The sequence below is a fragment of the Streptomyces sp. NPDC048606 genome (genome assembly GCF_040650855.1).
GTDB lineage: Bacteria > Actinomycetota > Actinomycetes > Streptomycetales > Streptomycetaceae > Streptomyces.
This window is the reverse complement of record NZ_JBEZIB010000004.1, coordinates 277,886-303,172: the sequence shown is the minus strand read 5'-3', so window position 1 is coordinate 303,172 and position 25,287 is coordinate 277,886. Positions and strand designations below refer to the sequence as shown.

Below are 25,287 nucleotides of genomic sequence, written 5' to 3'. Positions count from 1 at the left end.
CCCGGGCCTGAACAGCACGAGCGAAACCTCCGACGACGAAGCTACATGCCTGAACCGAGTCCCGCTCACAGAGCTCGTTTACGGGACAGCCCTTACTCGAACACCGGCTACGTCCTGCTCGACATGATCATCGAGAAGGCCACCGGTCACCCCGCTCACCAAGAGATCAAGAACCGCATCCTGCGACCGCTGGGCCTCGACCAGACCCGGTGGATGGGCACCTCGCCCACCCTGCCCCGGCCCCATGTCGAGGCATACCAGCTCTTCGGCCCCGGTTCCCGGGTGGATGTCACCGACCAGATACCGGTGGACTACGCGAACCTCTCCTGGGTCACGACCACTCGGGATGAGAACCGATTCTTCCGTGCACTGCTCGACGGCCGCCTGCTACCGGCACGACAGCTGGCCAAGATGAAGCAGACCGTCCCCGTGAGCGCAGAGGTCCAACAGCTGTGGCCCAAGGGCCGATACGGGCTCGGCCTGGTCGAACGCCCCCTGGGATGTGGAGGAACCTACTGGAGCCACGAGGGCGGGGACGGCGGCTACATCACCCTCAACGGCGTCACCGATGACGGGCGTCGAAGCGCTGTGGTCTCCATGTCCGAGGCCCGAGGCGACACCATGGAGCACATACTGGAGCAGGAGAACGCGGCCAGCGCCCTGATCGACCACGCGCTGTGCGCCACGGCCCCCAGCACCCCGTAAGCGCAGGTGCCGTCCCTGCGGGCCGAGAGCCCGGCGCGGCGCTCCGGGAGGCTGTGTCAGGGGGTGTGGATCGCGGTGAAGCGGGTGTTCTCGGACGTGTAGACCATTTCGTGGCGGTACGGGTCGGGAGGGGCGGTCCGGCCGGTGCTACCGTCCCGCGCTCCGCAGCGGCCGCGAGCAGGTCGAGGCCCTGCGGCAGATCTTCCTGCAGAACCACTGGCTCGACGAGCAGGAGCGGCTACGCCGACGCGAGGCCGACTCCGCCGGCCTTCCGCCCTCCGGCACCGCGATCGTCTCGCCCTAGACGTGACGGCCCGGTCCGCGCGCCGCGGCGACACCCGCTGGACGGGCTTCCTCGCGCACGTCACCGAGACCTGCGGCGAAGGCGCCGTGAACGTGATCACCGACGTGAACATTACGAACGCTGTGATCGGCAAGACCCTGTCGGTGGTCCTCGACATGCTCGGCGGGCGCGAACTGCTGCCGCAGGAGCACAACGTGAACGGACCGCCAGTCCCGCACCCCAACCGCGCGGCAGGACTTCCTCGACCGGCAGGCATCCCCCGCCCCCGCTCCTGGCGCGACGCCGCCCACCCGGCGGGCTGACACGTTTGCCCGGCGACCCTGGCCGAGGTCCCTCTCGGGAATTGCCTCCGGGCCCCGACCCTTCCTCCCCTGGTCGAACGTCCTCGAATCAGGGCGACGATGCTCCGGACAAGGGCTCTCCCGAGACCACCGACAGCGTCAGCCACTCGGGTCCCGACGCCGTCGGCGTCCCTCCAGCAGGCCGCGCGCGGTGTGCGCGCTGAACAACGCAGCACCGGCGGTGAGCGCGAGGGGAATCCAGGTGATCAGGTTGTATGGCCTGGAGGCCCCATCGATGCGGGGCGCGGCCACGCCCTTCGGGTCGACGGTCAGGGTGACCTGGGATCCGACGTGCAGCGGGGTGTGCCGCGCGATGCCCGTCAGGTCCTGGCCGTCGCTGGTGCGGACGTCGACAAGAGGGCTGGACGCCTCGTCGGACGCGTCCCAGAGCCGGATCACCACCGCGTCCACCTGCCGGCCCCTGTCGTGCAGGCTCTGCTCCTGCGCCATCAGAACCCGGCCGGTCAGCAGCAATACACAACTGGCCATCAGCAACCACCAGGCGCGCCCGGCCGCCTTCCTGCCCCGGGCCTCTTCACGGATCGCGTTGCCCACTGGAATCGACCCGAGCACCAACAGCCCCGATGACACAAGGACGACGGCCTCAGGACTGATCCAGTGGTACGCGACCAGGGCCAGCAGCTCGGAGATCGCCACGATCACCAGCCACCCCGCCGCGGCCACGGCCACGACCGGACCCCACCCCATCGCGTGCTTCATCCTGGCCCCCGCCGAACCTACGCGACACCGCGAACACGGGAAACCCTGCCCATCCCGCACCGCCATCAAGCCCACCCGCGCACTGCGATCAGCGCCTTCGGCTACCTCCGGGCCGTCGAGGCCGGTGACGTCGAAGCAGCCCGGGAGTTCACCGGCGCCGAGCCTTGGACGGCCGAGCTGCGCGTCGACGTCGTCGAGCGGATCGAGGAAGATCATCCGTCAGCGGTTGACTTCGATGTTCGTCAGGACGAGCAGAGCGCGCAGGAGGCGGGTGGCGCGGGCGGGGTCGGGGTCGGTGCGGGGCTTGGTGAGGATCCGCCGGTTCTTGCGATGGGCGAGGCCGTGCTCGACCGGTGCCCGTGCGATCGCGAGGGCGCGGCCTGCTTCCTTCCGGTCCGGGGTGCGCTCGTGAGTGCGGCCGGCCGGCCGGGGTAGACGGCTGACCGGCCCGCCCATCGGCGCGGCCAAGACCCAGGAGAGGACACGATCAGCGTGAGCGACGCCGAGCACCGGAAGCAGACCCCCGACGGAGCGGCCGAACTCCTGGTTCGCTGCCTGGAGAACGAGGGCGTCGAGGTGGTGTTCGGCGTACCCGGCGAGGAGAACATCCGTTTCACCAACGCCCTCGCCCGCTCGGAGAGGATCCGCTACGTCCTCACCCGGCACGAGCAGGCCGCGTCCTTCATGGCGGAGATGTACGGCCGGCTCACCGGCTCGGCGGGTGTGATGTCCGCGACGCTGGGGCCCGGCGCGATCAACCTGATGCTGGGCGTCGCCGACGCCATGACGAACAGCACGCCCGTCGTCGCGATTACCGCGCAGGTCGGCAAGGAGCGCAACTACAAGGAGTCCCACCAGTTCGTGGACCTGGTGAGCATGTTCGCCCCGGTCACGAAGTGGTCGGCGGAGGTCCCGGCTCCCCGGGCCATTCCCGAGATGGTGCGGCGCGCGTTCAAGACCGCGGAGTCCGAGCGGCCCGGAGCCGTCTACCTCGCCGTGCCCGAGGACGTCGACGCGGCGACGGACGGCTCGGACCTGCGGCCGCTGCGCAGGAACGTCGTGCAGCCCGAGGCACCGTCCCCGCAGCAGGTCAAGCGAGCGGCGGAGCTGCTGCGGGAGGCCCGCCGGCCGGTGATCCTCGCCGGACACGGCGCGGCGCGCGGCGGCGCCGCCGAGTCGCTGACGGCGTTCGCCACCGCACTCGACGTGTCGACAGCGACCACCTTCCACGGCAAGGGCGTCCTGCCCGACGACCACCCGTGCGCGACCGGCACGTTCGGCTTCATGCGGCGCGACTACACCAACTTCGGGTTCGAGGAGGCCGACGTCGTCATCGCCGTCGGCTACGAGCTCCAGGAGTTCGACCCGTCCCGGATAAACCCGGACGGTGACAAGAAGATCATCCACATCCATCGCGTCCCGGCGGAGGTGGACGACAGCTACTCGGTCGACGTCGGCATCATCGGCGACATCTCGGCCTCCCTCGACGCCCTCGCCACCGAACTCGGCGGCCTTCGCTGGACCGTCGACGACCAGGACACCATGGCCACCCGCGCGCTGTTGGCCAAGGAACTCGAGCAGGGCGCCGCGGACGAGCGCTACCCGCTCGCCCCGCAGCGCGTCGTCGCCGACACCCGCGCCGCGCTCGGTCGCGACGACATCGTGCTGGTCGACACCGGCGCGCTGAAGATGTGGATGGCCCGGCTCTACCCGACGTACGCGCCGAAGACCTGCCTGATATCCAACGGCTTGTCCACCATGGGCTTCTCGCTGCCCGGCGCGCTCGCCGTCCAGCTCGCCAGGCCGCGGACGAAGGTGCTGGCGGCGGTCGGCGACGGTTCCTTCCTCATGCACTCCCAGGAGATCGAGACGGCGGTCCGCGAGAACATTCCGCTGACCGTGCTGATCTGGGAGGACAACGGCTACGGGCTCATCAAGTGGAAGATGGACCTGGAGGTCGGGGTAAACTCCAACACCGACTTCACCAACCCGGACATCGTCCAGTACGCCCGCAGCTTCGGCGCGAAGGGCTACCACATCGAGTCCGCCGGGGACCTGCTGCCGACGCTCCGTGAGGCACTGGCGGACCCGGGCGTGTCGATCATCAACTGCCCGGTGGACTACGCCGAGAACATGAACCTCATCGAGCACCTCGGGCACCTCGACTCGGCGCTCTGACCCGCCCGCGGCGCGGCCCGCTCCCGTACTGGCCGCGCGGCGACCCTCCCCCAGGGGCGGTGCCCTCGGGTCTCGGTCAGCGCGTGGCATTTCCGCGGCGCGGGGTAGACGGTCACCGTGAGGTTCGGCCAGTCGAGGAGAGGAACGATCGTGATGCGTGCCCGGAGGATAGGTGCGGCAGCCGCCACGGGGTTGGCGCTGGTGGCCGCCCGCGACCTCGTGCAGAAGAAGCACGCGCTGCTGAGGAACTTTCCCCTGGTGGGACACGCCAGGTATGTGCTGGAGACGATCGGCCCCGAGCTACGGCAGTACATCGTGACGTCCAACGACGAGGAGCGTCCCTTCAGCCGTGACCAGCGCAGCTGGATCTACGCGTCGGCGAAGGGGGAGAACAACTACTTCGGGTTCGGCACCGACAACGACGTCGAGCACGTACAGGGCCATGCGTACGTGAAGCAGCGTACGTTCGCCGGTGCGCTGCCCGATCCGAGCGACCCGCAGGCGGCGTTGCCCTCGGCCAAGGTGCTCGGCGGACCGCGCGGCCGCGCGAAGGCGTTCCGCCCGGCGAGCGTGGTCAACATCTCGGCGATGAGCTTCGGCTCGCTGTCCGGCGCGGCCGTCACGGCGCTCAACAAGGGCGCGGCGCTGGCCGGGACGATGCAGAACACCGGCGAGGGCGGCCTGTCGCCCTACCACCGCAACGGCGGGGACCTTGTCCTCCAGATCGGTACGTCGTACTTCGGCTGCCGCGACGAGGACGGGACGTTCAACCTCGACAAGCTCACGTCACTGGTCGCGGGCGCGCCCGTCAAGGCGATCGAGATCAAGCTCTCGCAGGGCGCGAAGCCGGGGCTCGGCGGCATGCTGCCGGGTGCGAAGGTGACCGACGAGATCGCCGCGATCCGCGGAATTCCTGCGGGCGAGGACTGTGCTTCGCCGTCGCGGCACACCGCGTTCCACGACGTGGACTCGATGCTCGACTTCGTGGAACTGCTCGCCGCGGAGACCGGATTGCCGGTCGGGATCAAGAGCGCCATCGGGGAAATGGACTTCTGGGAGGAACTCGCCACGCTGATGGAGCGGGGTGAGCGAGGGGTCGACTTCGTGACCGTCGACGGTGGCGAGGGCGGCACCGGGGCGGCTCCCCTGATCTTCGCCGACTCGGTGTCCCTGCCGTTCCGCGTGGGCTTCTCCCGCGTCTACGGCGTGTTCGCCGAGCGGGGCCTGACCGACGACATCACCTTCATCGGCTCCGGCAAGCTCGGCCTGCCCGAGAACGCCGTCGTCGCGTTCGCCCTCGGCGTCGACATGATCAACGTGGGCCGTGAGGCGATGCTGTCCATAGGCTGCATCCAGGCCCAGAAGTGCCACACCGACAAGTGCCCCACCGGCATCGCCACCCAGAACCCGTGGCTGGCGCGCGGCATCGACGCGCCCTCGAAGGCCATCCGGACCGCGATGTACCTGCGCACCCTGCGCCGGGAGTTGCTGAGGGTCTCGGGCGCCGTCGGTGTCCCCCACCCGTCGCTCATCACCCCCACCGACATAGACATCCTGAACGGCGACTACGACGCCCGCACCCTGGGGAGCGTGTACGGCTACAAGGACGGCTGGGGCTCGCTCGGGCCGGGGCTCGCCCGTGAGATCACCGAACTGCTCACCACCTGAGCCGGCGGCTACTCGGCCACCTGTCTTCGACCGTCACGCCCTGCGCAGCACGCCCACCGAGCGGAGCGCACCCAGTGGACGGTGGTGCTGTCAGACGCGATGGAGTCCACTCGGTGGACTCCACCGGTGTGCGGTCCACTCGGGAGGGGTCACCACAGCCAGGCATCGGAGTGCCGCTCTCTATAAGGAACGCAACACCGTCGATCGCCTGATCAACAAGTTGAAGGCCGGGCGAGGGATCGCCACCCGCTACGACAAGTCACCCGACAGCTACCTCGCGGGCCTCCACCTTCGCGCCACGATGATCTGGATCGGCGACCTCCTGAAGGCCGCCGACTGATCGTGACATCACACAGGCCCTGGATGCCGACGGGAGCCTCCCCGCTCGTAGCGAGGAGGCTCCCGAGGCTGACCACCCCCTGCCGCGTGGCGATGACGGGCGCCACCGAAGGCGCACGACTCCCGCGAGCCCCTCCCCCACCGCGGGCGACGGATCCATGGAGATAGCGATCGGCACGGTCTCACGGGCAGTAGGCGCCGGATTCGGGTGTGCGCGCCCAGACGTCCTGCCGGTCGTGGGTGACCGTCATACCGAAGTCGTAGAGCTCGGTCGCTCCGTTCCGCTCCCATTGATCCCAGCCGGCTTCGGCTTCGCTGAAGAGGTCCCGGGGGCCGCCCTCCCGCACCGTGGCCCCGTCGGGACCGTGTTCGGTGACGGTGGCCCAGGAGTGGCTGCCGTCGTGGAGCCGGGCGGTGAAGCCGTGTTCGGTCTCGCCGGTGGTGATGCGGATGTCCGGGTGGGTGACCCGCAACGAGAACAGCAGCCCCAGATTCTCCGCGAGCCGGCGCACCTCGCGTGTGGTTCGCCTCGTGCGGTGGGTGCCATGGTCCGCTTGGACGGCCCGGAACTCCCGACCTTGGTCGACGCCGCGGCTGGGCATGAACATCCCCAACCCCTGGACCCAACCGGTCGCGGACCTGCCGTCCTCGGCGACGGTCAGGGCCACGTGCCCGAGCCGGCCCCACGGCGCGACGATCCGGCCCCCGGGCCGCATCTGTTCGACCCACCTCCAGGGCACGGTCTCGACAGCGTAGGTGGCGATCAACCGGTCGTACGGTGCGGCTTTCTCCCAGCCCGCGTTCCCGTCACCGAGTTCCACGGCGGCCTCCAGCCCGGCCGCGTTCATCCTCTGGCGCGCGCCCGCCACCAGTTCGGCGTCGACCTCCACGCTGGTCACCCGTCCCGGCCCGGCCCGGTGCGCGAGGAGGCCCGCGTTCCAGCCCATGCCCGCGCCGACCTCCAGGACGCGGTGGCCGGGTTCGAGGATCAGGGAGTCGAGCATGTCCGCGACCACGGACACGCACGACAGACTCGACGTCGGAAGCCCGTCACCGAGCTGGGTGATCGCGGAGTCGTAGGGCCCGGCGTAGACCAGGTCGGCCCATGCCTCGGGTTGTAGGGCGCGGTCGACGGACACGTACGCCGTGCCGTCCCACGTCCACAGGGAGTCGGGGGCGAAGGCGTGCCGGGGGACGGTCTCCAGGATGGCGCGGCGGACCCACGGGGAGTCCGCCGGCCACAGTCCCTGGGCGTCCATCGCCTCCGCCAGCCTCGCGCGGCGGTCGTCCAGACGCATCGTGGTCCTACTTCCTACGGGTGCCCGTGCCGGAGCCCGGGTTGGGGACCTGCCCGTCGGAGTTCCCGGGCGGCGGGGTGCCACCCGACAGCGGCGGGTTCGGCTTCGCGTGGCTCCCGCCGCCTCCGCCGCTGCTGCTTCCGCCCTTGTCCTTGCTCATGCGGTGCTCCCCTCACGCTTCGGTCTCAGGCCGTTGCCTTGCGTGACCAACAAGACCACACGGTCGCACGGCCGAGAGGGGGATTGCAGATCCTGCTTCCCACTTGCAGATTGTGCACACGCCCCCACACGCAGGAGGCGCAGCCCCTATGGTGGGGGCGGCAGACCCGCCACTCGCCTCTGGCCGGAGGGGAACGGTGACCACCGACCCGCTGTGGACCACCTGGCGCGCCCAGGCGCTCGCCGCCGACCAGCAGGCCGGCGGCCTCGTCCGAATGGGCCGCAAGGCCCGAGGCCGGCACCAGGCGGACCTGGGAAAGCGACTGCGCTGCTCCGCCTTCACCGTCTCGCGCCTCGAAGGTGGACGACTTGGCGACGCCTGGTCCCCATCACGCCTGCCGCGATCGACCTCTACGCGGTCGGCGTCCACTGGGCGCTCGGCGACGCCGGAAGCGCCCTGGAGGCAGGGCGCAACCTCCACCCCGGCCAATTCGCCACCGCCGAACGCAAGGGCCGTATGCACACCGACCTCGGTCGTGCCTGGTTCCAGCGTGGCAACCCCGAACAGGCCGCCGCCGAACTCCTCAAGGCCGCCCGGGTCTCTCGAGCCGAGGTCGCCGAGCTCCGGACCCACCACCCCCGAACCAGCGGAGCACGCGAACTCGCGGCCCTACTCGGTCCCGACGGCAGCTGAATCCGACAAACGAATCGGGGACCGTGAAGGTGCCGAAGCGTCGGCCCGACAGGACGCTGACCTCGGCGGCAACGACGCCTTGAACACCCTGGCTGATGAGTCAGAAATCCTCACCAGGCTGTGGCCGCATGGCCTGGACCCAGACGGCACACCCAAATCCCCATGGCGTGCATCCCTGTTTCGCGCCTGCCTGGTCGTCGTCCGCGCGACGAGCTCCACTCCTTCGACACACATGACATACACGACGACCTCGCCGACCTGCAGGGACTCAGGAACGCGGGGTCGGGCTCCATGGGATCGGACGAGGAGCCGGAGGCTGAACAACGCTGCGGAGCTTCTCCTTCAAGGACAGCGGGTGCTACCGGCCACCGTAGAACGTCATGACCACAACCGTGTGGGTTCGCCGTGAAGAGGGTGACGCGCACAATCGTCTGAGACGCACTGCCCCTTCCGCCCGGCTGTGCTGCCTCGCGGGCCGCCCGCCTCCCGCGGGCGGCCCGGGGGACTGGGGCTGTCTGGCTCCCTACACCGCCACGGTGACGGAGGTGCAAATGTCCCTTGACGTCTGCGCCGCGCCCGAAGGGCCTGGCTGTTCGGACGTGTACCTGCCCGCGCAACCGCCGGCTCCGCTCAACCACTCACAGCAGCCCCGTCCCGGCCCGCGCTCCGGGGCCGGGTCAGGGCGCGCAGGCCCCATTCCAACGGGCCGCGCCGCAGGGGGCTGCCGCGCCATGCGTACTGCCAGGTCAGGCAGCCCAGCAGAGCTGCCGCCACGTACCAGAGGAGGGACGCCCAGTCGCTCCTGGCATCCGGGAGCATGACGAGGGCGAGTGTGTGTACCACGTACACGGACAGGGCCATCGCGCCGACGGCGGCGACCGGACCCAGTGCCTTCGCCGCGACCGGCGTTCGGGCGAGCGCCACCATCAGTCCGATCAACAGGGCCCCCACGCCGGCGTTGCCGAGGGTTTCCAGTGGGGTCTGGCTGTACGGGGTGGCGAGCAGCAGCCAGTCCCACGAGGTGCTGGGTACCGCGCCGAACTGTGATTCGAGGACGGCAGCGATCGGGTCGGGGTGAGCCAGTGCCCAGCGGTGTTCGCGCGCGACGGCGTCGAGCAGCGGGCCTTGGCGCCCTCCGGGGTGCAGGGCCAGCCAGGACAGACCGTACCCGATGACGGCGGCCGCGGCCCCTCCGATGATCAGCAGCCGGTCGGAGCGAGTGCGGCGCAGGTCGGTGAGGCGGCCCAGGGCCATGCCGACCAGGATGTACGGGAAGTAGGTGAGCAGGGGGTACGCGCCTGACAGGGTCAGTTGTCCAAGGGCCCGGCCGGCGTCGCTCCAGTCGGCGAGGTCGCCCGGGAGGGGCGTCGCGCCGCGCCCGCCGGTGCGCAGGCCGAACGCGTTGCCCAGCACGTAGGAAAGCACGGGGCCCACCACGATGCTCGCGCCGGCCACCGCGATCAGCGTGCGGGTACGGAGGCGGGTGAAGGGCTCCGCGGCCAGGAAGTAGAGGGCGTAGAAGGCCAGGATGACGAGGATCCCGGGGGAAAGAGCCGCGAGCCACAGACCGAGGGCGGCGAGGACGGCGCAGCGGGTCAACGTCGTCCACAGCGGGCGCTCTTCGGCGATACGAGAGCGAGCCAGGGCAAGGGAGAAGCCCGCTATCAGCGTGAAGACGGCCGGGGCTCGGCCGTCGGCAGCGACGAGCAACCAGCCGGCGCCGGAGAAACGGGGGGTCGGGCCGACGTGAACCGCGAACATGCCGAGGACTGCGATGCCGCGGGCCGCGTCGAGCCCGATGAGTCGATTTGCTCCCATGGTGAATGGGAGGCTGTAAGGGCCCCCGAGGTTGCGTTCGGAAGCCCTGTTGTTTGCGTCAGGGGTGTGGTCAGAAGGGGTACTGCGCCCCAGGGGCCGGGCCGCTCCGTACCGTCGGCCGTCCAGCGACGGAACCCGCCCCATCCGCATGATCATGGCTCTCCAGGCATGGCGAGGGGCCTGGCTCTCCCGGGAGTGAGCGGGCGTCGTGGCGTGGGAGACCCGCTCCAGCTCCCCGCAGGAGCCTCCGGCCCGGCCCGTGAGGGCCGGGCCGGATCGGTTCAGCCGAACAGGTCCGCGAGCAGCTCGGGGCCGATCGGGATCGGTGCCGGGCGGTGGGCGGGGGGCTGCTCGCCCATCAGCTCGCGCACCAGGAAGTCCCAGCAGCGGATGCGGACGTAGGCCAGGTGGTCGATGAACGTGTGCTCGGCGCCCGGCACGATGAACAGCTCGAAGTCCTTGCCGGCGGCGATGAGGCGGTCGGCCAGGCGGAGCGTCTGCTCGGGGTGGACCTGGTCGTCCATCTCGCCGTGGATCAGCAGGAGTCTGCCCTCCAGGCGGTCGGCGAGGTCCACGCTGGAAGTGCGGGCCCAGGCCTCGGGGTTGTCCGCGCCGTCGTAGCTCTCCACGAAGCCGGCGTTGAAGTGGCGGGCGTCGTGCGAGCCGGCGAGGGCGACCCCCGCCTTGAAGACCGCGGGGAAGTCCAGCATCGCCCGCGCCGCGGCGAACCCGCCCCCTGAGTGCCCGAACACGCCCACCCGGTCCGGGTCCATCCACGGCCGGGTCTCGGCCAGCTGCCGCAGCGCGGCGACGTGGTCGGCCAGGTTGCCGGCGTCGGCCAGGCGGCCGGAGGAGGCGTCGTGGAAGGCCTTGCTGCGCCCCGGGGTGCCCCGTCCGTCCAGGGCCACCACGACGAAGCCCAGTGCGGCGAGGGGTTCCGCGTCGATGCCCATCCCGCCGGGGTCGAAGCTGGGGGTGACGCGGGTGACCTGCGGGCCCGGGTAGACGTTGTCGATGACCGGGTAGCGGCGGGTCGGGTCGAAGCCCCGCGGTCGGTACAGCACCCCGTAGAGGTCCGTCTCTCCGTCGGCGGCCTTGACGCGGAACCGCTCCGGCGGCGTCCAGCCGGTGGCGGCGAGCCCGGTGACGTCGGCGCGCTCCAGCTCGACCAGCACCTTCCCGGTCCAGTCGCGGACCGTCGTCACGGGCGGGGTGTCGACCGTGGACGCGGAGTCGATGAAGTAGGCCCGGTCGCCCGGCAGGGTGGCGACGTGGTCCAGGCCGTCGTCGGTCAGTCTGGTGAAGCCGGAACCGTCGAGTCCGGCCCGGCACACCGTGCGCCGGTACGGGTCCTCCTCGACCAGGCCGGAGGCGGTGAAGTACACCGCTCGCTCGGCCTCGTCGACGTGCAGGATCTGCCGCACCGCCCACTCCCCGGAGGTGACCTGCCCGAGCAGGGCGCCGGTGCGCAGGTCGTAGCGGTACAGGTGGCCCCAGCCGTCCCGCTGCGAGTACCACAGGACCTCGTCGGTCAGCACCCGTACGATCGGCGGTTCGTACGCCCACTGGTTGGGCTCCACCCGGGTGGAGCCGGTCTCGCCGATCACTGTGGTGACCTCGCCGGTGGCGGGGTCCAGCCGGTACAGGGTGAGCGTGCGCTGGTCGCGGGGCCGGCCGAGGTAGTACACGGCCGAGCCGTCCGCGGCCCACCACGCCCACTGGGCGGCTATGGGCGACATCACGGGCATGAGCAGCGGCTCGGCCTGTGCGCGGACCACCGTGCCGGAGGCGACGTCCAGCACGATCAGTTCGGCCCGCGGCACGTGCTCGTCGCCGGGGTGGGCGAAGCGCTGGGTGTGCGTACGCGGCGCGCCGCCGTCGGCGGGCCGGGCCTCGATCAGGTGCGTCTCGCGCACTTCGCGCTCGTCGGTGCGGTGGGCGAGGACCTTGGTCGAGTCGGGCGACCAGGCCACCGCGGGTGGCAGGTACGGGAGGCCGATCTTGCGCAGCAGGGTGCTGTTGGCCGTGCATTCGGGGCCGGTGCCGTACTGGTGGCCGGGGGCGCCGTCGGCGGTCAGCGCCCACTGGCTGCCGTCGGACAGCGAGCGGGCCCACAGGTCGTGGCCGTGGCGGAAGACGGCGGTCTTCCCGTCGGGTGACGTCACCTCCAGCGGGTTGCCCGGCGGCGTGAACTCGGCCTCCTCGCAGGTGTACCGGTCCAGGTCGCAGCGCCAGTACCGGCCGAACGCGTCGAACTCGACGGCGTTGCCGAGCAGTGCGATGCCGGTGAACGGCAGGGCCTCGGGGTCGGTGTGCTGCCCTGCGGCGGCGGTGAGCGCGGTGGCGAGCCGGGCGTGGTCGAAGGCGGGCTCGCGGGTGCCGGCCACCGGGTCGACCAGGACGAACCGCTTGCCGGCGCCGTTGGCGACCGCGTACCAGAAGCGGGCGCCGCCGTCGGTCCACTGGGGCCTGACCTTGTCGCCGGTCACCAGCTCGCCCGGGACGGCGATCCGGCGCAGCAGCCGCTCCGCGGCCTGGTAGTCCTGTGTGGTGCTCATCGTTGTCGTTCCTTCGTCGGTCGCGGTGTGGGGTCTGGCTGGGTCGGGGTCAGAGGCTGCGGGCGGTGATGTCGCCGTAGGAGGTGGTCGCGCGGATCTTCAGACCGGCGTCGCCGCCGTCGGCGTTGGCGAGCGCGTTGTGGATCCGGCCGTGGCCGGTGCCGGCGTCCAGGGAGGCGGATACGCCGGGGGCGGCGCCGACGGAGATCTCGCCGTGCTCCGTGGTCAGGGTGACCGTGCCGGTCACGGCCTCGGTGATGCGGATGTCGCCCTTGCGGGTACCGATGTGGGCGGAGCCGCCCAGGCGGCCGACCGAGATGTCTCCGGCCTGGAGCACGAGGCGGGCGCCCGCGGTCTCGGCGAGTTCGACCGTGCCGTGCGCGGCCTCGTAGGCGACGTCGCCGAGTCGTCCGACACCGTGGAACTCGGTGGCGGCCGTCTTCGCCTCGACGCGGGAGCCGGCGGGCAGGTGGACGGTGACCTCGACGGATCCGGAGTCGCCGAGGAGCTGGTTGTTCGCGGCGGGGGCCGTGATCCGCAGGACTCCGTCGCCGTACGTGACGGTGGTCTGCTCCGCCGCGCGCACGTCTCGGGCCTTCGAGGCGTCCGAGGGCAGGACCTCGACGGTGGTGTCGGTCCGGTCGGCGGCGACGAGCCGGATGCGTCCTGCGGGGAGCTCCAGGACGGCGGCCGGCGCGGTGGGGGTGTCGAACTTCTGCATGGTGCTCTCCTTGAGCTCGTTGTCGCTGGTGGGTGGTCGTGCGTCAGGGCCCGGCGGCGGCTCCCCCGGTCTCGTCCTCTTCGGCCGCCGCTTCGGCCTTGCGGCTCCGCAGGAGGCACAGGGCCGGCAGTCCGCGCCGCCGGAAGGCCCTTCGGCTAGGAGCGTTCGGGGGCGCCGGCCGGCGGGACCCATTCGGTGAGCTGCACCACGACGCCGTTGGGATCGGTGAGCCGAAGCAGTCGCTCACCCCACGGCTCCCGGCGGATGCCGCCGTCGAGAGCGGCTCCCTCGCGCCTCAGCCGTTCGTACTCGGCGGTGAGGTCCGTGACGGTCAGGGTTACTGCGAGATCGGCCAGCCCCTGCCCCCGCCAGGCCCGCGACGACTGCTCGGGGTCCCGCTCGGTCAGGGCGATCTCGGCGGAGGTGTCGTCCCGGCGGAGGCAGACGTACCCCTGCGCCGACTCGGCTTCGTGGAAGCCCAGATGAGTGGTGAAGAACCGGCTGGAGGCGTCCACGTCATCCACGATCAGGGACACCTTGGTAGTGACGACGTTCATGCAGTGAGCATCCGTTGTGGACAAGATGATCATCAACGGTTGATCATGCAACGCCGGTTAAGCCAGGGGTTAACGAACATGCGGGGACGTGGGGGCGCGTGGAGCTGCGCGACATAGAGATCTTCCTGACCTTGTCGGAGGAGCTGCACTTCGGACGGACGGCCGAACGGCTGCACGTGTCGGCGGCACGAATCAGCCAGGCCATCAAGAAGCAGGAACGGTCGATCGGAGCCGAACTCTTCGAACGCACCAGCCGCCAGGTACGGCTCACGCCCGTCGGTGAACAGCTGCTCGGTGATCTGCGGCCTGTGTTCCGGAGCCTGAAGGAGAGCGTGGACCGGGCCCGGCTCACCGCCCAGGGCAAGACGGACGTCCTGCGGATCGGCCTCATGGTCACCAACGGACACGAACTGAGGCCCTTCTGGGACGCCTTCCGTTCACGGCACCCCCAGTGGGGCCTGCGCCTGAGCCACAACGGCTACATAGACCCGTTCGCCCCGCTGCGGCGAGGTGAGGTCGACCTGCTGCTCTCCTGGCTCCCGGTGGAAGAGCCGGATCTGACCGTGGGACCGGTGCTCTTCGAGGAGTCCCGGGTCGCCCTGGTGGCCAACGAACACCGGCTGGTCGGCTGCTCGTCGGTGACCCTGGAAGCGCTCGCGGACCACGGAATCGTGGGGCCGGACGGGCCGCAACCCGACTACTTCGAGGACGCCTTCGCTCCGTTCACCGCACCCAGCGGCCGTGCCATCGAACGGAAGTTCCTGGTCACGACGCTGGACGAGCTGTACACGCTCGTCGCCGACGGGGAGGTCATCCACCTCCTGGGCAATCAGGTGACCCGCTTCTACGTCAGGCCCGACGTCACGTACATCCCTGTCCGCAACACGCCCCTCCTGCGCTGGGGGCTGGTCTGGCGCTCGGACAACGACAACCCGATGGTGCAGTCCTTCGTCCGCATCGCCCGCGCACTCGGGACGATGTCCCTGTAAGCACCGGCCGCCGTCGCGATCCGCCGGTTCGCGCCGTGTACGCCCGGTGACAAGCCGACGGTCAACGTCTGATCATGCGCCGCTGATCAGGCCGGAATCAGTAGACAAACGAGAGCGTGAGGGCGCGTGGAACTGCGCGACATAGAGATCTTCCTGACCTTGTCGGAGGAGCTGCACTTCGGACGGACGGCCGAACGGCTGCACGTGTCGGCGGCGCGGATCAGCCAGGCCATCAAGAAGCAGGAACGGTCGATCGGAGCCGAACTCTTCGAACGCACCAGCCGCCAGGTACGGCTCACACCGGTCGGCGAGCAGCTCCGCGACGACCTGCTCCCCGTCTTCCGGGGGCTGAAAGCGAGCGTGGACCGGGCGCGACTCACCGCGCAGGGCAAGACCGACGTCCTGCGGATCAACCTGCTGGTCTCCAACGTCCAGGAACTGCGGCCCTTCTGGGACGCGTTCCGCTCCGTGAATCCGACGTGCGGGATACGGCTGCGCTACAACGGCTTCATCGATCCGTTCGGGCCGCTGCGCAGGGGTGAGGCGGACCTGCTGTTGGCGTGGCTTCCCGTGGAGGAACCGGATCTCACCGTGGGCCCGGTGCTCTTCGAGGAGCCCCGGGCGGCGGCCGTGGCGTCCGACCACCGGCTGGCGGTCCGGCGCTCGGTGTCCCTGGAGGTGTTCGCCGACCACGGTGTGATCGGCGGGGAGTCGCTGCAGCCGGACTACTGGGAGGACGCGTTCATGCCCTTCTACACGCCCAGCGGCCGGACGGTCGAGCGGAACATCTGCTTCGCCAGTGATCTGGACTCGATCTTCATGATCATCGCCTCGGGTGAGGCCGTCCACTCCTTCGCCTCCCAGGTCACCCGCTTCCACGTCCGGCCCGACGTCACCTACATCCCCCTCCACGACGCCCCGAAGATGCGCTGGGGCCTGGTCTGGCGGTCGGACAACGACAACCCGATGGTCCGGTCCTTCGTACGCATCGCCGGGGAACTGGGGACGATGTCCTTGTGAGCTCAGTGGCTGCGGCGGTAGCGGGCGGCGATCAGGGAGATCGTGAACATCGCGGTCATGACGCCCACGGCCAGCGTCAGGGTGCCCGCCTTGCCGCCGCTCATCGACCAACCGTTGCCGAGCAGGAGGGCGGTACCCCCCGTACGGGCGAGGGCGGCGTAGCCGCGGTGCGCGGTACGGCTGAAGTGGCGGGCCAGGACGTAGCAGGCGGCGATCATCGAGAGGAAGGTGACCGCGCCGGCGGCGAAGTGGGCGTAGCTGTGCCAGGTGAGTGCGGTGGGCATTCCGTAGGGGGTACCCACCGGGAAGCCGTCGGCCGGGTCCATGACGAACACGCCCGCCGCGATCATGCCGATGCCCGACACCCGTACCAGTCGAGGCGCCCAGGTGCTTCCGGGGGTGCCGTGCAGGGCCCGGCGCAAGCCGGTCGCTCCGAGGACGAGCAAGGTGCCCACCGCGAGGAAGTTGGCGATCTGGAGCCAGCCGAGAGAGCCGTTGCTCAGGGCGCTCAGGGGATGGCGGGTGATGTCGAAGCCTTCCCGGGTGGCGGCCTGGGTCAGGGCCACGACCGCCCACAGCGGTGAGGCCACCACCGTGGCGGTGAGCAGGCGGCGGGTCGTGGACCGGGCGGCGGCCGGGGTGCCCGTCGCGGTGGACGTGGTGGGGGTGCAGTGGTCGAGGGTGGTCATCGGGTGCCTCCGGTTCGTCGTGTTCGGTGCTTGCCTTCACGTCGAAGGAGCGATGTGACAGGGAATGATGGAATTCCCTGTCACATCGGCTCGTTCGACGTGAGGGTGAACAGGGGACCGCCGCGATTCACCGTTCCGGCGCCCCGACACGAAACGAGAAGAGGGATCCCCGTGCGCTATCTGATGACGACCAGGCCTTCCGCCACCGTCCCCGACGAGAAGCTCTACGCCGAGATGAGCCGGTTCATCGAAGAGTTGACGGCCGCCGGTTCGCTGCTGGCCACCGGCGGCCTGGAGCCGGGAGGTGTCCTGGTCCGCTCGGCCGGTGACGAGATCACGGTGACGGACGGGCCGTTCGCCGAGGCCAAGGAGGCCGTGGCCGGCTTCGCGTTGATAGAGGTCCGGTCCAGGCAGGAGGCGATCGAGCTGGCCCGGCGTTTCCGAAGGATCGTCGGGGACGGCGAGAGCGTGGTCCAGCAGGTCTTCGGCCCCTGAGCCGCACCGCCGCCGCGGCCGGGGGGCGCGCCCCCGGCCTACGGCGAGGCGCGCCCCGGCTTGCCGGCGACACGGGGCCCGTGCTGTCATCGGGCCTGTGTCCACGCCCGATGTCCACCGCACCGTCGACGCGGTCTGGAAGCTCGAATCCGCCAGGATCGTCGCCGGACTCACACGGATGGTCCGTGACGTCGGGCTCGCCGAGGAACTGGCTCAGGACGCGCTCGTCGCCGCACTGGAGCAGTGGCCCGGCTCGGGTGTCCCCGACAACCCCGCCGCGTGGCTGACGACCACCGCCAGACGACGGGCCGTCGACCACATCCGGCGCTCCGAGCGGCTGACGCGTAAACAGGAGCAGCTCGCCCACCGCCTCGACCAGCAGCAGGACCACGAACCGGACCACGAACAGGACGACGTCCTGCGGCTGATGCTCATCTCCTGCCATCCCGTGCTGCCGGCCGAGGCCCGGGCCGCGCTGACGCTGCGTCTGCTCGGCGGTCTGACGGCCGAGGAGATCGCACGGGCCTTCCTGGTCACCAAGACGGTGATCACCCACCGTCTCGCCGCCGCCAAGCGGACCCTGGCCGAGCGGCGTGTGCCGATCGACCTGCCGGACGCGGCAGAACTCGCCGGGCGGCTCTCCTCCGTGCTGGAGGTCATCTACCTGATCTTCAACGAGGGGTACTCCGCGACCTCCGGCGACGATCTGATGCGGCCCGGTCTCTGTCTCGAAGCCCTGCGGCTGGGGAGGCTGCTGACCGAGTCGGCGCCTCAGGAGGCCGAGGCGCACGCGCTGGTCGCCCTGATGGAGATCCAGGCCTCGCGCTCGGCCGCGCGCACCGACCCGGCCGGCGAGCCCGTCCCGCTGCACGAGCAGAACCGGGGCCGCTGGGACCAGCTGCTCATCCACCGTGGCTTCACCGCGATGCTGCGGGCCAGGGAAATCGGTGGAACACCCGGGCCGTACCTGCTGCAGGCGGCGATCGCCGTGAGCCATGCCCAGGCGCGTACCGCCGAGGACACCGACTGGGCGCGGATCGCGGAGCTGTACGGGGCCTTGGTCCGGCTGCTTCCGACACCGGTCGTGCAGCTCAACCGGGCGGTGGCACTCGGTATGGCCCACGGTCCGCAGGCGGGCCTCGACCTGGTCGATTCCCTGGTCACCGATGCGACTCTGCGCGACTACCACCTTCTGCCCAGCGTCAGGGGGGATCTGCTGCTCCGCCTGGGCCGGAAGGAGGAGGCGCGGCTGGAGTTCCACCGGGCCGCGGCGCTCACCGGCAACGCGTCTGAGCGTGCCTTCCTGAGCCGGCGTGCGGAGGCGATCACGCCCACCGGCGTCCCCTCCCGTCCGACGCTCGCGCAGGCGGCGCAGGATTTCCTGGGCCGCGATGATCTGGACGCCGCGACGCTCCACTCCTACGGGCAGACGCTGCGGCGTCTGTGCCTCGCCCTCGGCGGGCAGCTGCCGCTGGCTGCGCTCACCGCCGACCAGGTGTCGCGGACGTTCACGACCGCCTGGGGAGGGGCCGCGGCCAGTACCTGGAACCGGCACCGTTCGGCCGTCCGGTCGTTCGGCACCTGGGCCTCGCTGGGCGACCTCGCGGCGGGGCTGGAACGCCGGGCCGACACCCGCCCCCGCGCCGGCTCCCGGGCGTTGGCCCGCCCGCCGTTCGAGGAGCTCTTCAGCCGCAGTGACCTACCGTTGCGCGAACGGACGTTGTGGAGCCTCCTGCACGAGTCGGCGGCCGGTGTGAAGGCCGTCCTGGCACTCGACGTCGAGGACCTGGACCTGGACGACCGCAGGGCACGCACGGGGCGCGGCTGGTTGAGCTGGCGCTCCCGTACCGCCGCGCTCCTGCCCCGGCTCCTGGACGGCCGGACACGGGGCCCGGTCTTCCTCTCCGACCGGCGACCCGGACCGGCCCGGACACCCGCGCCGGCGGATCTCTGCCCGGACACCGGCCGTCGGCGTCTGTCCTACGAACGGGCCGAGTACCTGTTCAAGGCGAGCACCAAGTCCCTGGATCCGGCAGGCAACGGCTTCACCCTTCATCAGCTCAAACCCCGGCCGGCGCCGCGGTGACCCGCCCGGCCGGGTACCGAGCGCGGCGGTGTCGTCGGGGTCATCGGGGGCGCCGGCAGCCTGGAGGTCGCACCGGGCGTGGTCCGCGCCGACTCGGACGCCCTCCTCCACCCCAGGCTCGACCAAGTCGGTCTCCCCCGCGCAGACGCGGCGGCGGTCCGCGGCCACCACGAGGCCCTCCGCGTACTGCGGGCCTCGAACCGCCTGTGGACGTACTTCAGCCCGGCCGACTGCATCACCCGAAAGCACCGGCCCCGGCCTGCCCTGAGCGGCCCGCCCAACTGCCCACCAGCCATGGACGGTCATGCGGCCCTCGAATTTTCCCGAACCCGACGCACGCCTGGAGCGCATCGCGAAGTGCCTGGTCGAGCACGGGATCGGGACCGGACGGGCTGCGGTTCGCGGGCACACGGGCGGCTGCAGGGACACCCCGTCGCGCGGCAAGCCCGTCGACCGGGAGGCGCGTGCACACCGGCTCGACCATCCTCGGCCTCGCCCGCCGATGCATGACCTCCAGGAGTTCCTGCGCAGGGCCGGCCCGGACCGGGAGCAGGAACAGATCAGCACGTCCCCGCTGGTCGAATGGCGCAACGCCGGACCGGATACCCGGGATTACCGAGGCTGTACGTGATGTCGTGGCCTGATGCTGCGGCCATGGGGCCGTGTCTGTAGATTGCCGCCATGGCTGAGCTTGGACCCGTTGTGTGGCCGCCCGCACCGCTGCGGACCGAGCGGCTCGTGCTCCGCGAGTCGGCGGGCCGGGACCGTGCGGCGTTCGTTGACCTGTTCGCCTCGTCAGAGGTGCGGACGTACCTCGGTGGCCCCCGACCACGTGCTGAGCTTGAGAATGAACTGCCTGAAGTGCCCGGACGGCGCCCCGGCGTCTTCGTGGCCGATCACGACGGGGCGATGATCGGCATCGTCACGCTCGACCGGCGCGACGCGAAGCGTCCGGGGCACGTCCGTCCTGGTGCAGGGGAGGCCGAGCTCAGCTACATGCTCCTGCCCCGGGCCTGGGGCCTCGGGTATGCCTTTGAAGCGTGCTCGGCGGCCCTCGGCTGGTTCGCCGACACGTTTCCCCGCGAGCCGGTGGTGCTCTGCACTCAGGTGGCCAACGACCGCTCGGTAGGTCTCGCGGTGAAACTGGGGTTCACCGAGGTGGAGCGGTTCGAGGAATTCGGCGCCGAGCAGTGGTTCGGCGTGTGGTCCTCGGCTCCCCGGTCCGGCTGAGCTCGACCTCCACACCCGTGCGACAACCGGTCGGGGTCCCGCGTCCTTGAGAGCAGGACGGAGAGGGGCTGGCCCGAGCGTACGCTCCCGCACCGACGACGGATCCCCGCCCGCTGCGGTGTGGAGCCGCCCGGCGCCCCGAAAGACGGACGGTGGCGAGGGCGCGAACGAGGCAGCCACGGGTCCGCCGTCCGCGCCCTCGCGGCGCGGTCAGTGCGGGATGCCGTCGATCAGCTCGCGCGCGCCCTGGCGGAGCAACGAGACGGCCACGGAGGTGCCGAGTGTGGCAGGGTCCAGGCGACCCGCCCACTCGTGGGCGTGGATCATGACCTTCCCGTCCGGGGAGAACACCGTGGCCCGGAGCGAGAGCTCCCCGCCGCGCTCCACCCGGGCGTACCCCGCGATCGGGGAGTTGCAGTGCCCTTGGAGGACATGGAGAAACATCCGCTCGGCCTCGGTCTCCCGGTAGGCGTCGCGGTCGCCGAGGTCGCTGATGAGGTCGATCAACTCCGTGTTGTCCTGGCGACACTGGAGAGCCAGGACGCCGGCGCCGATGGGCGGCATCATCAGGTCCGGGGAGAGGACTTCGGTGATGAGGTCGCTCCGGCCGATCCGCTCCAGACCGGCGACGGCCAGGAGGAGCGCGTCCGCCTCACCGGCGCCCAGCTTCTCCAGGCGGCGGTTCGCGTTCCCGCGCATCGGAACGCACTCCACGTGCGGGTGGGAGACGGCGAGCTGGGCGATCCGGCGGACGGAGGAGGTGCCGATCCGAGTGCCGGCCGGGAGCTCGTCCAGGGTGAGGCCGCCCGGATGGATCAGGGCGTCCCGGATGTCGTCGCGCTTGAGGAACGCCGCGAACACGGTGCCGGCCGGGAGGGGCCGATCGGCGGGGACGTCCTTCACGCAGTGCACGGCGAGATCGGCCTCACCGGCGAGGAGCGCGGCGTCGACTTCCTTCGTGAAGGCGCCCTTGCCCTCCACTTGCGCGAGGTCACCCATCCACTTGTCGCCGGTCGTCTTCACGGGAAGCACCGTCGTCTTGACGTCCGGGTGGAGCGCGTCCAGTTCGGCGCGGACGCGCTCCACCTGGGCGAGTGCCATCGGGGAATCCCGCGAAACGATACGAATCAGATCAGGGGCCATGACGGCACGATAGACCCTCAAAAGCGGGTGGCGACCACCAGCCCGGAGGCCCAGGACATCGGCGTGGCGCGGAAGTTGGGGACGTCGGGCAGTCGCTCGAGGAAGGCGTCTACCCGCGGCTGGTGGTCGTCCGGCCAAGTCTCCTGCGGGAGCATGTCGTCCACGACGTAGAGAGCGCCGGGGCGGAGCAGCGCGGGAGAGGCGTTCGACGACCTCGGTGAGGGTCTGCTCGTCGGGGGCGCTGATGTCCACCCCCCGCCAATCCCCAGGAGGCCCCCGCACTCCGCACGACAGGACGGCAGGAAGGCACGACCGTCGCGGAGGCCTTCGCCCCTTTTCCGGACGCCGGGAACGGATGAGGAAGGCTATGGAAGAGGACGGCCCCGCCTGAGACGGGGTGGCTGGAGTGCGGGAGCTGCTGTGGCGGTACCGACGTCCTCAGGCAGTCCGCGTCGTACGAGCAGGCCGGGCGACGGCGCAGCAGGCGAGGCCGATCAGGAGCATTGCCACGGGGAAGGCGAGGGCGGCCTGGGTGGCGCTGGTCGGGGTGTTGCCGAGGTCGGCCTGGAGGAGCGCGCCGGTGGCTGCGCTGCCGAGGGCTCCGCCGAGCTGTCGGGTGGTGTTGAACACCCCGGACGCAGCGCCGACCAGGGAAGGCTCCAGTCCGCGGGTGGCGATGCCGGCGAGCGGCGCGGAGACCAGGCCGATCCCGACGCCTGTGACGAGCAGCGGGAACATGAGCGTCCACAGGCCGATGCCCGGGCGCAGCAGCAAGGTCAGGGAGCCGACCCCGACGATCAGGAGCAGGAAGCCGAGGGCCGCGAGCAGGCGGGGGCTGGTGGTGTCGGACCGCTTGCCGGCCAGGCGGGCGCACAGTGAGGACAGGGCGAACATGGGGACGGTGGCGGCGCCCGCGGCCAACACGCTGTAGCCGAGGTTGCTCTGCAGGTAGATCATCAGGGGCAGGAACATGCCGATCATGGCGGCTCCCATGGCCCCGCCGGCCGTGGCGGCGGCCGAGAAGGCGCGGTCACGGAAGAGCCTCAGGGGCAGGAGCGGCTCGCGCGTGTTGCGGTGCTGCCACCACACGAACACCGTCAGGCACACGGCGCCGAAGGCCAGCACCGAGGGGATCGTGACGGGTCCGGCGACGGTGCCCCAGTCGTAGGCCTCGCCGCTCTGTACGCCGAAGACCAGCGCGGTCAGCCCCAGTCCGCTGAGCACGATGCCCCACAGGTCGAGACGGTGCTCCCTGGCCGGCCGCCAATCGGGCAGCAGGCGGTACGCGGCGATCCACCCGGCGACACCGACGGGGAGGTTGACCAGGAAGATGCCGCGCCAGCCGGTCGCGGCCACGAGCAGCCCGCCGACCAGGGGTCCGGCGGCCATGGCCGCGCCACCGACCGCACCGAACACGCCCAGCGCCCGTCCCCGCCGCTCAGTGGGGAACAGGTGCACGATCAGCGACATGATCTGCGGCGCGATCAGCGCCGCGGCCAGGCCCTGGACGGCCCGGGTGGCGATGAGCACCGGGGCGTTCGGAGCGAGCGCACAGGCCACGGAGGCCAGGGTGAATCCGGCCAGACCGGTCAGGAAGAGCCGCTTGGGCCCGTAGCGGTCGCCGAGCCTGCCCGCGAGAATCAGAGGAACGGCGTAGCAGAGGGCGTAGGCGCTGTTGACCCAGACGGCGTCGTTGAGCGAGGCACCGAGCGAGGTGCGGATGTCAGGCAGCGCCACGTTCACGACGGTGGCGTCCAGGCAGATCATGAAGAAGCTGACGCACAGGGCGTACAGGGCCGCCCGGGGGCTCGCGGACGGGCCGGACGAAGAGAGGTTACGGAGCAGACGTCGCAATTTCGGTCGTGTCCTTCGAGTGCCCGCCCCGGCCGCACGTGACGGCGCGGAGGACCGGAGCGGGGAACGGAAGCCCTTCGCGGGCGATGACGTTCACACACGCTTCGATCAGCACAGCAGGACTCCCGAGGAACTCGACGCAACCGGCTGCCTTGATCGGCACCACTTTCATCATCGCTGCCGGCACCGGCCTACGGGCATCCCCCGGTCAGACGATTCACCGGGGGATGCCCGTAGGCCGTCCTGGCGGCCCCGCTGCCGTCCGCTGCCCGGCGGTCGTGGGTCCCACGGGGAGGTGGGACCCACGGGACCGCTCGGAGGGTCAGAGGGTGCGGCCGAAGTACGCGGCGATCCGGTCGAGTGCGGGGGCGTCTTCCGGGGCCTCGTTGGAGGGGCCGAACATGCCCGTCGCGCCGCGGACGGCGTCGGGGTAGTTGCCGTACCGGGTCTGGAAGTCGGCCTGCACGGCGTCGGGGTCGCCGGTCGCCGGGCCGGCGGTCGCCGATCCGGTCCCGGAGGAACACCGGCCGGCTGTGCGCCGCCCCCGAGACGCCAAGCCGCCGGAGGGCGGTGGGCCGGTCCGAGAGGTCCAGAACGTCGGAGACGGGGAGGCGCCGGACGGCCGCGCGGCCCGCCGACCCGCTGCCACCCGACGTCGCCCCACACGTCATCCGAACGTGCGTAGCCATCCCCAACCACACGGAGTGAAGTAGGTCAGAACCCACCGCCCGTGACCGGAAGGGACGCGCCCATGGCAAGCACACCCCCCGTCACCCCAACCGCCCCCATCGGCGGGAAGGAGCTCGCCCTCGTCCTGGAACTCCTGGGCACCCCGGACCCACGAAACGACTCACCGGCAAGCGGCCTCGCCTGCTTCAGCTGCTTTGGCGTGGCGAAGACGGCAGCCCCGCACCGCACCCTCCACTAGGCAAGCCGCCCCACGGCGGTGGCCCGACCGCCGGCAGTCACCATGGCCGACCAGCCACGGCGGCGACCACCCCCTCCGCCGGGTCGGCACCCGGTCGTGGCGCACGGGCGCGCCGTCCGCGCCCTGAGCGCGGCCGTTCCCTGCAGTGCTGTTCTCCCCCCGGCCCCTGTGCCCATCGCGGCCTCGACAGGGGCGCCGGAGGACTATCGTGGGGGCGGCCGACCCCTGAAGGGACCACCGTGACGACCGCTCCGGGACACCCCTACGGTGTTCCCCCGATGCCCGAGCGCAGCATTCCCGCCCTACGCGCCGCGATCGCCGCGCACGCTCCCGACCTCCTTGCCGATTTCGAGGCCGGGTGGCGGACCAAGGTGGCCGACACCTACGACATCGGCGCGGCCCCGGCGTTCCTGGCCCGATGGTGGGCCGAGTACGCCCTCGCCCGCGATCCCGAGCTCGACCGGTACGTCCGCGACCTGGAAGAGCGTGCCGCGCACTCCACGGACCCGGACAAGGCCCTCCTGGAGGAAGCGGTCGCGATCCACCAGCGTGCCGGTCAACTCGGACCCGGCGAGTGAGCGAGGAGTTCTCCGGGCCGCCCTGGGCCACCGCGGCCGGCTGCGCTACACCTTCGTACGCCGCGCCGCCGAACCCCAGATCGTCATCGAGACCGTCTTCTGGCAGTAACCCCTCACCGAGGGCGCCCACCCGTTCGGACAGTGACTCTCCAACCAACGCCGGCCGAAGGCGGCCGACCGCGCGCACGAAACCGATGCCCACTGTGGCCGAGCGC

General features: G+C 70.9%; 25 protein-coding genes and 2 pseudogenes. 14 read left to right on the top strand and 13 right to left on the bottom strand.

The features are described 5' to 3' along the window. Positions 1–45 precede the first annotated feature (45 nt). Positions 46–705 (top strand): serine hydrolase domain-containing protein, encoded by a 660-nt coding sequence (locus AB0D01_RS07125; RefSeq protein WP_363054027.1) that lies wholly within the window; start codon positions 46–48, stop codon positions 703–705. A 306-nt stretch (positions 706–1,011) separates the two neighbouring features. Next, on the top strand, positions 1,012–1,311 hold the full coding sequence (locus tag AB0D01_RS07120) for a hypothetical protein (RefSeq protein ID WP_363054026.1): 300 nt from the start codon (positions 1,012–1,014) through the stop codon (positions 1,309–1,311). 138 nt (positions 1,312–1,449) lie between these two features. On the opposite strand, the gene AB0D01_RS07115 is transcribed toward AB0D01_RS07120, so the two are convergent. Continuing rightward, entirely contained in the window at positions 1,450–2,286 is an 837-nt protein-coding gene (locus AB0D01_RS07115) for a hypothetical protein (protein ID WP_363054025.1), read from the bottom strand. A gap of 3 nt (positions 2,287–2,289) precedes the next feature. Then, positions 2,290–2,538, bottom strand: a complete 249-nt coding sequence (locus tag AB0D01_RS07110) for a hypothetical protein (protein ID WP_363054024.1) — start codon at positions 2,536–2,538, stop codon at positions 2,290–2,292. 24 nt (positions 2,539–2,562) lie between these two features. Between AB0D01_RS07110 and AB0D01_RS07105 the strand changes: the two genes are divergently transcribed. The 3 genes and pseudogenes from AB0D01_RS07105 to AB0D01_RS07095 form a co-directional block, all read left to right on the top strand. After that, positions 2,563–4,248 (top strand): acetolactate synthase large subunit, encoded by a 1,686-nt coding sequence (locus AB0D01_RS07105; RefSeq protein WP_363054023.1) that lies wholly within the window; start codon positions 2,563–2,565, stop codon positions 4,246–4,248. A 153-nt stretch (positions 4,249–4,401) separates the two neighbouring features. Further along, entirely contained in the window at positions 4,402–5,916 is a 1,515-nt protein-coding gene (locus tag AB0D01_RS07100) for an FMN-binding glutamate synthase family protein (RefSeq protein ID WP_363054022.1), read from the top strand. A 178-nt stretch (positions 5,917–6,094) separates the two neighbouring features. Further along, a pseudogene (locus AB0D01_RS07095) lies at positions 6,095–6,256 on the top strand (IS5/IS1182 family transposase); the annotation flags it as partial. Between the two features lie 181 nt (positions 6,257–6,437). Here the strand turns inward: AB0D01_RS07095 and AB0D01_RS07090 are convergent. After that, positions 6,438–7,553: a methyltransferase domain-containing protein gene (locus AB0D01_RS07090; RefSeq protein WP_363054021.1), complete on the bottom strand. Its 1,116-nt coding sequence runs from the start codon at positions 7,551–7,553 to the stop codon at positions 6,438–6,440. A 7-nt stretch (positions 7,554–7,560) separates the two neighbouring features. After that, the gene (locus AB0D01_RS07085; protein ID WP_363054020.1) at positions 7,561–7,713 is read right to left on the bottom strand and encodes a hypothetical protein; all 153 of its coding nucleotides are present in this window, start codon (positions 7,711–7,713) and stop codon (positions 7,561–7,563) included. Between the two features lie 375 nt (positions 7,714–8,088). Between AB0D01_RS07085 and AB0D01_RS07080 the strand changes: the two are divergent. Continuing rightward, positions 8,089–8,406: pseudogene (locus AB0D01_RS07080) on the top strand (transcriptional regulator); the annotation flags it as partial. 630 nt (positions 8,407–9,036) lie between these two features. On the opposite strand, the gene AB0D01_RS07075 reads toward AB0D01_RS07080, so the two are convergent. The 4 genes from AB0D01_RS07075 to AB0D01_RS07060 form a co-directional block, all read right to left on the bottom strand. Further along, positions 9,037–10,224 (bottom strand): DUF418 domain-containing protein, encoded by a 1,188-nt coding sequence (locus AB0D01_RS07075; RefSeq protein ID WP_363054019.1) that lies wholly within the window; start codon positions 10,222–10,224, stop codon positions 9,037–9,039. Positions 10,225–10,505: 281 nt separating this feature from the next. Continuing rightward, positions 10,506–12,782 (bottom strand): DPP IV N-terminal domain-containing protein, encoded by a 2,277-nt coding sequence (locus AB0D01_RS07070; RefSeq protein ID WP_363054018.1) that lies wholly within the window; start codon positions 12,780–12,782, stop codon positions 10,506–10,508. A gap of 49 nt (positions 12,783–12,831) precedes the next feature. Continuing rightward, positions 12,832–13,503, bottom strand: coding sequence for a DUF4097 family beta strand repeat-containing protein (locus tag AB0D01_RS07065; RefSeq protein WP_363054017.1), 672 nt, complete (start codon positions 13,501–13,503; stop codon positions 12,832–12,834). 155 nt (positions 13,504–13,658) lie between these two features. Further along, entirely contained in the window at positions 13,659–14,060 is a 402-nt protein-coding gene (locus tag AB0D01_RS07060) for a VOC family protein (protein ID WP_363054016.1), read from the bottom strand. Between the two features lie 98 nt (positions 14,061–14,158). Between AB0D01_RS07060 and AB0D01_RS07055 the strand changes: the two genes are divergently transcribed. After that, the gene (locus AB0D01_RS07055) at positions 14,159–15,049 is read left to right on the top strand and encodes a LysR family transcriptional regulator (protein WP_363054015.1); all 891 of its coding nucleotides are present in this window, start codon (positions 14,159–14,161) and stop codon (positions 15,047–15,049) included. 126 nt (positions 15,050–15,175) lie between these two features. Then, positions 15,176–16,069, top strand: a complete 894-nt coding sequence (locus AB0D01_RS07050; protein WP_363054014.1) for a LysR family transcriptional regulator — start codon at positions 15,176–15,178, stop codon at positions 16,067–16,069. A gap of 2 nt (positions 16,070–16,071) precedes the next feature. Here the strand turns inward: AB0D01_RS07050 and AB0D01_RS07045 are convergent, their stop codons facing one another. Continuing rightward, complete coding sequence (locus AB0D01_RS07045) at positions 16,072–16,758, bottom strand: DUF998 domain-containing protein (protein ID WP_363054013.1); 687 nt, start codon at positions 16,756–16,758, stop codon at positions 16,072–16,074. A gap of 171 nt (positions 16,759–16,929) precedes the next feature. Between AB0D01_RS07045 and AB0D01_RS07040 the strand changes: the two genes are divergently transcribed. The 3 genes from AB0D01_RS07040 to AB0D01_RS07030 all read left to right on the top strand — a co-directional run bounded on the left by AB0D01_RS07040 (position 16,930) and on the right by AB0D01_RS07030 (position 20,569). After that, complete coding sequence (locus AB0D01_RS07040) at positions 16,930–17,253, top strand: YciI family protein (protein WP_363054012.1); 324 nt, start codon at positions 16,930–16,932, stop codon at positions 17,251–17,253. A 97-nt stretch (positions 17,254–17,350) separates the two neighbouring features. Next, a complete protein-coding gene (locus AB0D01_RS07035) occupies positions 17,351–19,339 on the top strand; it encodes an RNA polymerase sigma factor (protein ID WP_363054011.1) in 1,989 nt (662 codons plus the stop codon). Between the two features lie 681 nt (positions 19,340–20,020). Further along, positions 20,021–20,569, top strand: a complete 549-nt coding sequence (locus AB0D01_RS07030) for a GNAT family N-acetyltransferase (RefSeq protein ID WP_363054010.1) — start codon at positions 20,021–20,023, stop codon at positions 20,567–20,569. 210 nt (positions 20,570–20,779) lie between these two features. Here the strand turns inward: AB0D01_RS07030 and hemC are convergent, their stop codons facing one another. From hemC to AB0D01_RS07010, 4 genes are all read right to left on the bottom strand, one after another. Beyond that, on the bottom strand, positions 20,780–21,712 hold the full coding sequence (gene hemC, locus AB0D01_RS07025) for a hydroxymethylbilane synthase (RefSeq protein ID WP_363054008.1): 933 nt from the start codon (positions 21,710–21,712) through the stop codon (positions 20,780–20,782). Positions 21,713–21,729: 17 nt separating this feature from the next. Continuing rightward, positions 21,730–21,876 carry a hypothetical protein gene (locus AB0D01_RS07020; protein ID WP_363054007.1) on the bottom strand — a complete coding sequence of 49 codons (147 nt, stop codon included), beginning with the start codon at positions 21,874–21,876 and terminating at the stop codon, positions 21,730–21,732. A gap of 274 nt (positions 21,877–22,150) precedes the next feature. Continuing rightward, positions 22,151–23,566 (bottom strand): DHA2 family efflux MFS transporter permease subunit, encoded by a 1,416-nt coding sequence (locus AB0D01_RS07015; protein WP_363054006.1) that lies wholly within the window; start codon positions 23,564–23,566, stop codon positions 22,151–22,153. A gap of 322 nt (positions 23,567–23,888) precedes the next feature. Beyond that, a complete protein-coding gene (locus AB0D01_RS07010) occupies positions 23,889–24,032 on the bottom strand; it encodes a hypothetical protein (protein ID WP_363054005.1) in 144 nt (47 codons plus the stop codon). Positions 24,033–24,317: 285 nt separating this feature from the next. Between AB0D01_RS07010 and AB0D01_RS07005 the strand changes: the two genes are divergently transcribed. The 3 genes from AB0D01_RS07005 (at position 24,318) to AB0D01_RS06995 (ending at position 25,181) form a co-directional block, all read left to right on the top strand. After that, positions 24,318–24,494, top strand: coding sequence for a hypothetical protein (locus tag AB0D01_RS07005; RefSeq protein WP_363054004.1), 177 nt, complete (start codon positions 24,318–24,320; stop codon positions 24,492–24,494). A gap of 278 nt (positions 24,495–24,772) precedes the next feature. Next, a complete protein-coding gene (locus AB0D01_RS07000; RefSeq protein WP_363054003.1) occupies positions 24,773–25,072 on the top strand; it encodes a hypothetical protein in 300 nt (99 codons plus the stop codon). Beyond that, the gene (locus tag AB0D01_RS06995) at positions 25,044–25,181 is read left to right on the top strand and encodes a hypothetical protein (protein WP_363054002.1); all 138 of its coding nucleotides are present in this window, start codon (positions 25,044–25,046) and stop codon (positions 25,179–25,181) included. Before AB0D01_RS07000 ends, AB0D01_RS06995 begins: the two co-directional genes overlap by 29 nt. Positions 25,182–25,287: the final 106 nt, after the last annotated feature.

Bases quoted from the DNA above. Each gene is read 5' to 3' on its own strand.
- AB0D01_RS07125 (WP_363054027.1), top strand. From the start codon at position 46: ATGCCTGAACCGAGTCCCGCTCACAGAGCTCGTTTACGGGACAGCCCT.
- AB0D01_RS07115 (WP_363054025.1), bottom strand. From the start codon at position 2,286: ATGATCTTCCTCGATCCGCTCGACGACGTCGACGCGCAGCTCGGCCGT.
- AB0D01_RS07100 (WP_363054022.1), top strand. From the start codon at position 4,402: ATGCGTGCCCGGAGGATAGGTGCGGCAGCCGCCACGGGGTTGGCGCTG.
- AB0D01_RS07090 (WP_363054021.1), bottom strand. From the start codon at position 7,553: ATGCGTCTGGACGACCGCCGCGCGAGGCTGGCGGAGGCGATGGACGCC.
- AB0D01_RS07085 (WP_363054020.1), bottom strand. From the start codon at position 7,713: ATGAGCAAGGACAAGGGCGGAAGCAGCAGCGGCGGAGGCGGCGGGAGC.
- AB0D01_RS07075 (WP_363054019.1), bottom strand. From the start codon at position 10,224: ATGGGAGCAAATCGACTCATCGGGCTCGACGCGGCCCGCGGCATCGCA.
- AB0D01_RS07070 (WP_363054018.1), bottom strand. From the start codon at position 12,782: ATGAGCACCACACAGGACTACCAGGCCGCGGAGCGGCTGCTGCGCCGG.
- AB0D01_RS07065 (WP_363054017.1), bottom strand. From the start codon at position 13,503: ATGCAGAAGTTCGACACCCCCACCGCGCCGGCCGCCGTCCTGGAGCTC.
- AB0D01_RS07060 (WP_363054016.1), bottom strand. From the start codon at position 14,060: ATGAACGTCGTCACTACCAAGGTGTCCCTGATCGTGGATGACGTGGAC.
- AB0D01_RS07045 (WP_363054013.1), bottom strand. From the start codon at position 16,758: ATGACCACCCTCGACCACTGCACCCCCACCACGTCCACCGCGACGGGC.
- AB0D01_RS07030 (WP_363054010.1), top strand. From the start codon at position 20,021: ATGGCTGAGCTTGGACCCGTTGTGTGGCCGCCCGCACCGCTGCGGACC.
- hemC (WP_363054008.1), bottom strand. From the start codon at position 21,712: ATGGCCCCTGATCTGATTCGTATCGTTTCGCGGGATTCCCCGATGGCA.
- AB0D01_RS07005 (WP_363054004.1), top strand. From the start codon at position 24,318: ATGGCAAGCACACCCCCCGTCACCCCAACCGCCCCCATCGGCGGGAAG.
- AB0D01_RS07000 (WP_363054003.1), top strand. From the start codon at position 24,773: ATGCCCGAGCGCAGCATTCCCGCCCTACGCGCCGCGATCGCCGCGCAC.